Here is an 11,768-nt window from a genome sequence, read left to right as displayed (position 1 = left end):
TATGGGTAATGTTCAATTATTAATTGAAAATGTAAAGAATTGGCATAACTTTCTAAAGGAATTTGAAAAATTTGTAAATAGCCAGGAATTCCTTGAAGCTGTGGATGGTAAAAGAATCACACTTAAACGACGTTTTCATGGAACAATAATGGTTGAAGTAGAGGGAGTAGTGAGTGTCGGAGATTTTGAAAACTGGAATATTATCTGTAATGATCAACGTATAGGCTCCCTGGAAGTATGCTATATGGATCAGCACTTCTTTGTCTTATCTGTTGAAGTTATAGATGCACTACTTAGTGATGATGAACTTAAAACGTTAATGCTTAGTGGTAGTACTTGGGCAACTCCTCTTCAACCAATTAAAATTTCCATTAAAGCTAAAGATGAAGAAAAACTAAAAAATGCCTTGACTAAATTTGTAACTAACTACTCTGATGACTACCCGAACCCTATAGCTAGAAAATTTGCTCCTAAAGCTAGAGTGCTCTGATTCCATTTAAATGGAATATACGCGCTATCTATAATGATTTTGGTTATTTATCTAGGCATTGCTATAACTTCTCTTACTTTCAATTGCGTGAAATTTCTAGTGAATGCTGTTTTTATTATAAGCGCAGTGTCTGCCCCCTTTCCCGTTCCTGCAATAGCAATTATTTCTTCTTCTGGTGGAATGAGGGCGGCATCTGTAGCCATTAAAGCTATTTCAATTGCGACTTTTACACCTTGGCTGAATCTTCTATATGCCTCAGCGATTACTCTATCAACAGTAAATCCTTGATATTTCTTTCTTAATGCGTCACCAACACCCCAACCTAGCACATGAGGACATATTAAGACTTTCGCCCAGCTCTCCTTCAACTTCTCCAAGGTTTCCTTGTCATATTCTGTTGCACCAGCATGAGTGACAACTATTAATTCAATTTTACTCTTCAAATTGTCAAAATATTCTAGTGCTTTAAATGCAGTTTCTCCCCTTGTCGATGCTACAACAACATATTTTAATCCAAGCTCAATTAATCTCTCTTTAACTATTTCCAGGACCTTATCTGTGTTTTGTGGTCCAGCTTCCTCAAAATAATAGACTTTTCTTTCAACAACCATTATACTTCCTCCAAAACTAATATGTTCAAGTTGTGTTTAAATGATTATTGTTAAAGATACAACTATATCTTAAAGTGTAACTTCAAATACTATGTGGAGGCTAAAATTGATATGAAAGATATTAACTTGTCAGAGCTTAAGGGATGGGTCTTTAAAAAAAGGGTTCATGGAAAAATAATCTTTATAGATTTACGTACCTCAAAGGGAATAATTCAGTGTGTTGTTAGAAAGAATAAGGTTTCTGATAAAACCTGGAATACTGCTGAGAAAATCACTCAAGAGTCAAGTGTCGTTTTAAAGGGTTCATGGAAGGATGAGCCAAGAGCACCTGGTGGGAGAGAATTTCATGTTGAAGACTTAATTGTTGTTCATATGGCTGAATCTCCATACCCTTTAGGAAAGAAGTCGCATTCACCTGAAGTCTTAATGGAGAAACGCCACTTGGCTGTGAGGGGTATACGTTATCAAGCTATTTCTAAGGTTAGACATGAAATCTTACGTGCGGGTAGAGAATTCTTTATTGAAAATGGATGGTATGAAGTTTCCCCACCTATAATTGTAGCAACTGCTTGTGAAGGTGGAGCCACCCTCTTTAAGATGAAATTTTTTGATATTGACGCATTTCTAACTCAAAGTTCTCAGCTTTACTTAGAAATAATGATTTTTAGTTTGGAGAAGGTTTGGTGTTTAGCTCCATCTTTTAGAGCAGAGAAATCTAGAACACGTAGACATTTATGTGAGTTCTGGCATTTGGAAGCTGAAGCTGCATGGATGGACTTAAATGGATTAATGAAATTAGAAGAGAATTTAGTCTCGCATATTTGTAGTTGTGTCATAGATAACTGTAAACGTGAACTTGAAATACTAAATAGAGACATTGATGCATTAAAGAAAGTTAAGCCCCCCTTTGAACGAATCACATATGATGAATGTATTAATAGGTTGAGAGCCCTTGGAAAGGATATTAACTGGGGAGATGATATTGGCGGTGATGAAGAATGGCTTTTAACAAAGGATTTAGAAAAACCAATTTTCATTGTAGGTTATCCTCTACATCTAAAGGCGTTTTATGTGAAGGAGGATCCAAATCAACCAGGAATGGGTTTAACTGTTGATTTACTTGCTCCTGAAGGTTATGGTGAAATAGCTACTGGTGGTGAAAGAGAGGATGATTTAGAGAAATTGATTAAACGAATTAAAGCTGAGGGATTTGACCCATCTTCATATGATTGGTATTTAGATTTAAGACGTTACGGATCAGTCCCTCATTCTGGTTTCGGAATTGGAATTGACCGTCTAACTTGGTGGATCTGTGGGCTAGAACATATACGTGATGCATTACCATTTCCAAGGCTTGCTAGAACAATGAAGTTTATTTAGAGGTGTGATAAAATGATGAGGTTGACTTCAGCAGCTAAACCTGAAACCAAAGAGGGTAAACAATATCACATTGAATGTGGACCTGGAGACGTTGCTCCATATGTGTTACTGCCCGGTGATCCTGAAAGGGTCATAAGAATAGCTAAGCACTGGGATTATTATGAATTGAAAGCAAAGCATAGAGAATATGTTACTTGTACTGGAAAATTTAAGGGTGTTCCTATTTCAGCTACTAGTACTGGTATTGGAAGTGAATCTACTGCAATTGCCATTGAGGAGCTTCTTCGAATTGGAGCAAATACTTTCATTAGAGTTGGAACAACTGGGGCCATCGTTAAGGAAATTAATGTTGGAGACCTTATAATTTCAACAGCAGCAGTTAGATTAGAGGGTACAAGTAATCAATATGTAATAAAGGAATATCCTGCATCTGCAAGTTATGAAGTTATCTTAGCTTTAATTGAGGCAGCTGAATTATTAAATGTAAAATATCATGTTGGAATAACTGCTTCAACTTCATCTTTCTATGTAGGTCAAGGACGACCTGGATTTAAAGATTATCTTCCAAGCTGGTCTAAGACGTTGTTAGATGATTTAAAGTTAGTTAATGTTTTAAATTTTGAGATGGAGGCGTCAACTATTTTTACTTTAGCTAATATTTATAATGCAAGAGCTGGTGCGATATGCGCGGTATTAGCAAATAGAGTTACCGACGAATTCATTACTGATGCGGGCGTCGAAGATGCAATTAAAGTTGCAAATGAAGCTGTAAGAATTTTACATCAATGGGATAAGCTTAAGGAAGAATCTGGAAAGAAATACTTCTTTCCCTCACTACTTGAATAGTTTAATTTAATTAAATAGATACCCTAGTCAGCCACTCTTTATACTTTCCAACTTTGCCTTTAACAACTCGATGGTAATATTGTGCTATTTTCCTAGTTATCGGACCAGGCTTTCCCCCATTATAAACTATACCATCTATTTCAGATATTGGTGTTATTTCCGCCATGGTTCCACATAAAAATACTTCATGAGCAGAATATAATTCAGTTCTATTAAAGTCTCGAATCTCCACCTTTACTCTTAAATCCTCTGAAATTTTGATTATAGTGTCTCTAGTTATACCTGCAAGAATTGAAGCATAGAGTGGTGGAGTTATAAGTTTTCCATTTTTAATCATGAAAATGTTTGCCCCTGTACTCTCACTTATAAATCCTCTATGATCCATCATTATTGCTCCATCGTATCCTGCTTCATATGCCTCTATCATGGCAAGCGCACTATTTGCATAGTTTGCCGCACATTTCACATATATTGGAAGCGAGTCTGGTGATGGTCTTCTCCATGAAACAACCTTATACTTCCTATATTCTTCAAATTCCTCCTCATTATCTAACTTGCTTCCAACTATTCTTAATGCTATAGCCATTTGGGTTGGAGCTGCAATAGCTACATGTAAAGTTGATTTCTCCTTTGGAAGTCCTCTGAAAACTATTGGTCTAATATATAAATGTGTTCTAACCTTATTTGTTTTTATCAATTTTACTATTGCTTCCTCTATCTCTTTAATATTAAAATTAATTTTTAATCTATAAATCTTCGCTGAATAGAACAGTCTCTTTATATGGTCTTCTAATCTGAATATTAACCATTCGTTATCGTCGAAGTATGCTCTAATTCCTTCAAAGACAGCTATTCCATAATGAAGTGCAGGGGTCATTATATGGATTTGTGCTTCATTATATTCGATAATCTCTCCATTCATCCAGACATATTTAATTATATCCAATTATAGCTCCCCCTTTTATATAAAGGTGGGATGGATGAGCTATTTAATATTTTATTTATTCAATTGCTGGTATTCTTATTCTTGGCATTATTTTTTCTCCTCGTTTCACCTTTATAAAATAAAACACTATTGCTCCAATTGCAACTATAGTTACGATATAGAATACTAGGTTGCCAATAGCATAGACACTTGTTTTTTCTATAATTAAGCTAAATCCTTCTTTCTCTAATTTCGCTTCAATGCCATAGATTATTCCCCAACCTTCAAAGGTCACAGTATATACGCCAGGTTCACTTTCACTTGCCCTTAGATTATTTATTCTTACAATTGCATCTTTTACAGGTTCATCATCGGACATATATTTTGCCTTAACTAGAACTGTTATAGTTCCAGGCGTCAATGTATAGCTTTCTATTAAAACTTCAATTCTATCCCATATTATGTACGACTTAACTGTTTGGTTAAAGCTAACTATATTAGATGGCGCGTCTACTTCCTCTACTTCTAAATCTACTTTCACTAAGCTCTCCCTTAAAATACTTGTAAATCCCCATCCATCTTCTTTTATCACAATTTCTTCACCACTAAGCGTTACTATCGCCCCCTCGGCTGGAGTTGTATTATGAGCCCAAATTGCATGGACTCCTATCTTTACAGTTTTTCCTACCTCTACTCTGGTATTGACTGGAGAAATTTCGTCAATGATTATTTGTGTTACAATGATTTTTATTGTTTCAATATTATATGGAAGTGTAACTGCTTTTCCATCTGTTAATCCTTTAATTGTTAAGGTAAATGCTCCAACTTCTTCTGGTGCAGTTAGAGTAAATATTGCGCTTCCATCCAGTGAGGTATATGCTTCTCGACTGTCTAACTGAACTCTTCCTCCTAGTATTGGTTTACCATCACTTGCATACGTTAAGTTAACTATTATTTGAAATGTTTCTCCTGGATTATAGAGGATTCTCTCTGTTAATACTTCAACTTTTAGGGAGTCATAGATTACCTTTACAATATTTGCTTCAAATTCTGTCAACCCATATTTATAATCCTCTATACTCTCAACTGTAAACCATCTCTCGCCCAGATAAGGCCAAATAGTACTACCATTAAGGTGGATTCTGCCTTTAAATGCAGTATTATCATAAGCATATCTTCCCATGAAAATTATGGTGGCATTAGATCCAACATTGACTCTCATTTTATTAACTGGAACTATGAGCTCAATTACAACTTTATCCCATATTATCTCAGGATCCTCCACCTCCTTGATGACTACGACTGGAGTATTATCAATATAAGCTTTCGTTATAGTGTAAACTGTTTTTCCAACTATGTCAGAAGTTACTTGAAATGTTGCCCATCCACTTGCATTCGTATAAGCATATAATGTTCCATTTAATTCTAATTTGACTTCACTTGCATCTATTCCAGTTGAATTCCACTTTGCATGGAACCATATTTTCTGTGTAGATTTCACATCTACCCTTGTATTGTTTATGATTACATTGTCAATGACAATTTTATCTCCATATGTAACTGTAACTTTGAACGCTGATCCCACTTCACTTTCAACTCGTATTGAGAGTTTATATTTTGAATTAATCCATGAATCACCCACCTTGAAGTATGCATCATTTAGGGATGTTGTATCTGGCTTTGCATCAATTAATCTAACTGGCCCTTCACCTGGACCAAGAGTTTCATTTACAAATAATATGAGGACCCCTTCGCCAGGCAGATATAAATCATATCCCGTTTTTCTCCTCACCTCAACTAAATAATATACCTCGTCTGATACTGGTATCTTTATAACTCTAATTCCACTAGAACTTTCTAATGGTTTTAATTCAACTGTAATAGTACTTCCATAATTAACCTCTACAATGTCATCGTCGCTTAACCATCCTAAACTAATTTTACAGGCAGATGATGGGTGGGCTGGGGAGCTTCCAGCAGGATCACCATTCCAATTTCCCTTAGCCATTAAATCCCATTTACCCATGTACTCTCTCATACTGCTTGGATCATATAAGTCTGGTAGGCCTAGCATGTGTCCCATTTCATGTACATAGACTCCTAGTGGATCATATTCTGATACAACTGCAATTGAAAGCCACTTACCTCCTTCCTCAGTTGTAATGAATGTTTCTCCTAGAAAAGCATAGGACCAAATGTCACTTTCATTATGAGTTATAGCTTCATCTCTTCCAGCATGAACTATCACTATCCTGTAGTATATGTTGAAGTCTATATGGGGATCCGCTAATGCAATAGCGTCATTCACTAATGCTTGTTGTGTTGTGCTGTTATCTGCAGAGTAGTATGACATAGGTTTCGGCATTTCAAACCAACCGGCAACATTTGTATCGTCAAACCATGTTAAGTCGTATGAAACTGCAGTATAATAATCAACGGCGGCTTCACTAAAGATTTGCATAATTTCAGATTTACTCTTGGACTGAGGCATGTCTGTGAAGTTTACTAAAATGACATATGTTCTCTGTCTACCTAATGGTGAATTATGTAATGATTCAGCAATTGATGATGAGTATCCAGTGTCGCCTTTTAATATCCTGATAGATATCACTTCGATCTTTCTATCTTTTGCATTGATGATTCCATAGACTTCGATTTCTCGTCTTAGTAAAGTATATAGATTGCCTTGGTATGTTATTTCAAGGACGTTTTTTCCGTCTGTTAATATATATTTGATTTCTTTTAATGATATTATGCATCCTAGATATCCCTTGACGGTAATAGGGTTTCCATCAATTTCATTTATGTTTTCGAGAGCTTCTTGTATACTTAGAACTAGACTCTCTGCTTTTACAATGTTATGTTGAGTTAATACTGGTGTTAACATTAACGGTAAAATTAACATAAGGTAAAGTGAAATCGTCTTCTTCAACTACTTCACCTCGTTTAAGCCAAATAATATAATGATTTAATGTGTAAATTAACACTTTTGCTAGAAGAGAAATTAATATACTATGAAGTAATTCATTTTATTTCGATTGGAATGGTAGTCAGCAAGGTGCATGGTGAAGTAGTTATTTTTACTCCAAAGATTGACATTGCATCTCAAAATATTAAACGTAAACTACTAGAAAATTATGATTTTACTTTGAAAAGAGATGGAAGTCTAACTTTTCATTCAAATGATCTTGGAATCTTAATAGTTGACTGTGAATGCGATTCAATTTATGCTGACTATGTTGAAAATTTGTTTGAAGCAAAACTATTTATTTTCGCTACAAGACATTCAGCTAAAAGTGGAATTCCTGCTCTTCTAACCCACACACCTGGAAATTGGACTTCTAGGACTTTATATGGAGGTAAGCCGCGTTCACTATGTATTGCACCTGCTTCAAGCCTAAAAATAGCATTAATTGAGTTGTACAATGCTGTTGAGGAGTATAGTTTAGAGAATTGGAAAGTTGGCCTCGAAGTTACTCATCATGGTCCATATATCAATAATATTCCTACAATGTTCATTGAGCTAGGAAGCAATGAAAAATATTGGAGAAATGAAACTGCTGCTAAGGCTATTGCACAAGTAATAATGAAGGTTGCAGAGGCTGAAGCATTGTCTCGTGAATTTAACTTTAAGTTTAGTGTTGGTTTTGGTGGTCCACATTATGCTCCAAGATTTACCAAATTAGTTTATGAAACTGACATTGCGATAGGACATATAGTTCCTGAATATGTTTTTGATGAAATTTCGAGAAATGAAATAGTTTCTGCAATTACACGTACTAGAGAGAAAATTGACTTTGCATTAATTGAATGGAAAGGGTTGAAAAAACGTCATAGAGACTTTTTAATCCCTATTCTAGATGATTTGAATTTAACTTGGATGCGTACTTAGTTTAATGTTAAGCTGCACTATCTTAACATGAACTATGCTTTATTGCATTATTTGGACATGCAACTACACATGCACAACATTGTATACATTGATCTACATTTGGGGCAGTGGTTTTTCCCTCAACTAGTTCATAAACACCTACTGGACAAACGTTCACACATTCACCAACACCAGTGCATTTATCATAATCTATCTCGATAACTACACCGAGCGCTTCACTTTTCCAAACCTTAACATTTGACAAATTATCACCTCGAAAACTATTAACAGTATTATACTATTTTTATATTTCTATTAACCTCCTTTAAGTTTAATATTAATTAAATTGGTTGAAATGAAATTATATTGGAAATTTAAATTTCTCTCTTACAATTTTTTCTAACCTTATAATCTGTTCTCTTCTAAACCCAATGTATATTCCGCCAATTTTACCTCCAACCCAAGTCTTTGTCTCTCCATCTAGAATTTCAGTTAGTATCGGATGAATAATCTTTATAGCGTAAACATTGACTTTTTCATTATTTACTCGAATGGTTTTTTCCTGTTCTAAATCTATTCTAATTCCATTTTTCAGTTTTCTTATAACTAGAGGTTTACCTCTTCTAGGTGGAATAATGTTGTCTAGAATGTCATGTTCTATATCTAAGTGTGTAACTTTCGCTAAAGCGTATCCTTTAACATGAATGTATACTTCGCCTTTCAATCTTATTGATCCTAAATTGGTTAATAGTAGAATTTCTGCATTTTCTAATAGTATTTTACCTTTAGCAGGTCCCGTCATTTTTATCATCATTACTTTAGTTAGATTATCCTACTTATGATATTGCTTTATTCATTGTAATTTAATTTTCTCTTATGGTAAAATTTTTAACATAGTCCTTCCTTTGTAGATAAGTCGAATATTTTGTTGAAAGAGGTGGAGTAATGTCAGTCTCCAATCATAGTCACCAAATGGTTTACACTTTCAGTGAAGGCGACTATAAGAATGTCAAGTTACTAGGTGGAAAAGGTGCAGGTTTATGTATGATGACACAACTTGGGCTTCCAGTTCCACCTGGTATTGTAATTACAACTGAGGTCTGCAGAGAATATTATGCGCTTGGTAAAAAGCTACCTAAAGGGTTAATGGATGTAGTTCGAGAGAAAATGAAGTATATAGAAGAGCGAACTGGAAAGAAATTTGGTGATCCAAATAATCCATTACTAGTATCTGTACGATCAGGTGCACCTGTTTCAATGCCTGGAATGATGGACACAGTACTAAATCTAGGCATTAATGATGAAATAGTTAAAGGACTTGCAAAGCAGATGAATGATGAACGAGCTGCATATGATGCTTATAGACGATTTTTACAAATGTTCGGTAAAATAGTTTTAAAGATTGATGAAAAATTATTTGATGAAGCATTTGAAGAGATTAAAAGGAAGTATGGAGCAAAGACAGATACTGAACTAAATGCAGAAGCGTTAAAAGAGATTGTTGAACGATTTAAAAGAATTATAAAAGAACATTATGGAAAAATAATTGATGACCCATGGAAACAATTAGAATTAGCCATTAAAGCAGTATTTGAATCATGGAATACTCCTAGAGCTATCTTCTATAGGAAGGCTAATAATATAACACCGGACATAGCTGATGGAACAGCAGTAAATATCGTTGCAATGGTATTTGGAAATATTGGAATGAATTCTGGAACTGGTGTTGTCTTCACTAGAAATCCAGCCAATGGAGAAAATGAGCTTTATGGTGAATTTTTACTTATGGCTCAAGGAGAAGATGTAGTTGCGGGAATTAGAACTCCGAGACCCATTAAGGAACTTGAAAAAATTAATCCGGCATTATATAAGCAACTATATGAAAGTTCAAAATTATTAGAGAGAATCAAGAAGGAAGTTCAAGATATTGAATTTACAATTGAACGTGGAAAATTATACTTCCTACAAACAAGGAATGGCAAGATGACTCCTCTAGCTAGAGTTAAAACTGTAGTGGATATGACTAAAGAAGGAATACTGACGAAGGAAGAAGCTTTACTGAGGGTCACTCCTGAACATATTCAACAACTATTATACCCGAGAGTAGATCCAAACGTTAAAGCAACACCTGTTGCTACTGGCCTTGCCTCTTCTCCTGGAGCAGTAGCAGGTATGGTAGTATTGAATGCAGATGATGCAGTCAAATGGAGTGAAGAAGGAAAACCAGTTATATTAGTAAGGGAAGAAACAAAGCCAGACGACGTACATGGAATGTATGCCTCTGTAGGTATCTTAACAAGTAGAGGTGGAATGACAAGTCACGCAGCAGTTGTTGCTCGAGCCATTGGAAAACCATGTGTAGTAGGATGTGAAGATATTGTAATCGACTATGAAGAGAAGCTTTTCAAAGTTAAAGGTACTGATATAGTTGTAAAAGAAGGCGATTGGATTACAATTGACGGCTTCACAGGCCATGTATATGTAGGTAAGGTACCTACAATTAAACCAGAACTCCCCCCAGAATTCTATGAATTACTTTCATGGGCTGATGAATTTAGAGTTCTTGGTGTTAGGGCAAATGCTGACATTCCAGAGGATGCAGAGATAGCTAGAAAATTTGGAGCTGAAGGTATAGGTTTACTTAGAACTGAAAGAATGTTTAGAGCACCTGAGAGACTTGAAATCTTCAGAAAAGTCATAATGTCTAATACAACTGAGGAAAGAAAAATGAACCTTGAAAATTTAATTCCACTATTAAAGAATGACTTTAAAGAGATACTAAAAGTAATGGAAGGATTACCTGTAATAATTAGGTTATTTGATCCTCCACTGCATGAATTTCTTCCAAGCGAAGTTGAACTTGTCACAGAAATCATTGAACTAAGACGAAAAGGTGAAAAGGAAAAGCTTAAGGAGAAGGAGGAACTTCTAAGAAGGGTTAGAGCTCTTCGAGAAGCAAATCCAATGATGGGCCATAGGGGTGTAAGAGTTGGAGTAACCTATCCAGAAATATATGCAGCTCAAGTTAAAGCAATCCTAGAAGCAACAGCAGAGCTAATTAAGGAAGGTTTAGACATTAAAGTATCTATAATGATTCCACAAGTCTGTGATGTAAAGGAATTAGAATATGTTAAAAAGTATGCTGTAGATCCAGTAGCAAGGGAGGTTGAACAGAAATATGGTATTAAGATACCTTTCAAATATGGGACAATGATAGAAGTAGTGAGGGCATGCTTAACTGCAGATGAAATTGCAAAGGTAGCTGAATTCTTTAGCTTTGGAACAAATGACCTTACGCAAGCAACTTTCACTTTCAGTAGAGATGATGTTGAAGGAAAATTCCTACCAAGATACATTGAGCTAGGAATACTGAAGGAGAATCCATTTAAAACCATTGACATCAAGGGTGTGGGTAAGTTAATGAAGATATGTGTTGAACTGGCCAGAAAGACTAGGAAAGATATTGAAATAGGAATTTGTGGAGAGCAGGGTGGAGACCCCAAAAGCATTGAATTTTGCCATTCAATACGATTATCCTATGTAAGTGCTTCTCCCTATAGAATTCCAGTGGCAAGACTAGTAGCAGCTCAAGCAGCAATAAAGGAGAAGGGTCTTGAACTAGCAAAATATTAAATCTACCCTCAA

Annotated in this window: 10 protein-coding genes; 5 read left to right on the top strand and 5 right to left on the bottom strand. The window is 35.3% G+C overall.

Annotation, left to right across the window (positions count from 1 at the left end; translation table 11 throughout):
- Position 1 precedes the first annotated feature (1 nt).
- Positions 2-490: a hypothetical protein gene (locus tag ACW8TM_RS02870; RefSeq protein WP_491531769.1), complete on the top strand. Its 489-nt coding sequence runs from the start codon at positions 2-4 to the stop codon at positions 488-490.
- Between the two features lie 47 nt (positions 491-537).
- Here ACW8TM_RS02870 and ACW8TM_RS02865 read toward each other — a convergent pair whose 3' ends face one another.
- Entirely contained in the window at positions 538-1,101 is a 564-nt protein-coding gene (locus ACW8TM_RS02865; protein ID WP_491531768.1) for a pyruvate kinase alpha/beta domain-containing protein, read from the bottom strand.
- Between the two features lie 66 nt (positions 1,102-1,167).
- On the opposite strand from ACW8TM_RS02865, the gene asnS reads away from it, so the two are divergent.
- Positions 1,168-2,481 carry an asparagine--tRNA ligase gene (gene asnS, locus ACW8TM_RS02860; RefSeq protein WP_491531875.1) on the top strand — a complete coding sequence of 438 codons (1,314 nt, stop codon included), beginning with the start codon at positions 1,168-1,170 and terminating at the stop codon, positions 2,479-2,481.
- A gap of 12 nt (positions 2,482-2,493) precedes the next feature.
- Complete coding sequence (gene udp, locus ACW8TM_RS02855) at positions 2,494-3,327, top strand: uridine phosphorylase (protein WP_491531767.1); 834 nt, start codon at positions 2,494-2,496, stop codon at positions 3,325-3,327.
- A gap of 10 nt (positions 3,328-3,337) precedes the next feature.
- On the opposite strand, the gene ACW8TM_RS02850 is transcribed toward udp, so the two are convergent.
- Positions 3,338-4,273 carry a branched-chain amino acid transaminase gene (locus tag ACW8TM_RS02850; RefSeq protein ID WP_491531766.1) on the bottom strand — a complete coding sequence of 312 codons (936 nt, stop codon included), beginning with the start codon at positions 4,271-4,273 and terminating at the stop codon, positions 3,338-3,340.
- A gap of 55 nt (positions 4,274-4,328) precedes the next feature.
- Positions 4,329-7,184: a M6 family metalloprotease domain-containing protein gene (locus tag ACW8TM_RS02845; RefSeq protein ID WP_491531765.1), complete on the bottom strand. Its 2,856-nt coding sequence runs from the start codon at positions 7,182-7,184 to the stop codon at positions 4,329-4,331.
- 39 nt (positions 7,185-7,223) lie between these two features.
- Here ACW8TM_RS02845 and ACW8TM_RS02840 point away from each other — a divergent pair, with 39 nt between their 5' ends.
- Positions 7,224-8,144, top strand: coding sequence for a D-aminoacyl-tRNA deacylase (locus ACW8TM_RS02840; RefSeq protein ID WP_491531764.1), 921 nt, complete (start codon positions 7,224-7,226; stop codon positions 8,142-8,144).
- A gap of 22 nt (positions 8,145-8,166) precedes the next feature.
- Here the strand turns inward: ACW8TM_RS02840 and ACW8TM_RS02835 are convergent, their stop codons facing one another.
- Both ACW8TM_RS02835 and ACW8TM_RS02830 read right to left on the bottom strand, forming a co-directional pair.
- Positions 8,167-8,388: a 4Fe-4S binding protein gene (locus tag ACW8TM_RS02835; protein ID WP_491531763.1), complete on the bottom strand. Its 222-nt coding sequence runs from the start codon at positions 8,386-8,388 to the stop codon at positions 8,167-8,169.
- A 96-nt stretch (positions 8,389-8,484) separates the two neighbouring features.
- Positions 8,485-8,925 carry a hypothetical protein gene (locus ACW8TM_RS02830; RefSeq protein ID WP_491531762.1) on the bottom strand — a complete coding sequence of 147 codons (441 nt, stop codon included), beginning with the start codon at positions 8,923-8,925 and terminating at the stop codon, positions 8,485-8,487.
- A gap of 143 nt (positions 8,926-9,068) precedes the next feature.
- On the opposite strand from ACW8TM_RS02830, the gene ppdK reads away from it, so the two are divergent.
- Positions 9,069-11,756, top strand: coding sequence for a pyruvate, phosphate dikinase (ppdK, locus tag ACW8TM_RS02825; RefSeq protein WP_491531761.1), 2,688 nt, complete (start codon positions 9,069-9,071; stop codon positions 11,754-11,756).
- Positions 11,757-11,768: the final 12 nt, after the last annotated feature.

The organism is Candidatus Culexmicrobium sp. (assembly GCF_058356305.1).
The sequence above is the reverse complement of the archived record's forward strand: the minus strand, read 5'-3'. Positions and strand labels throughout refer to the sequence as shown.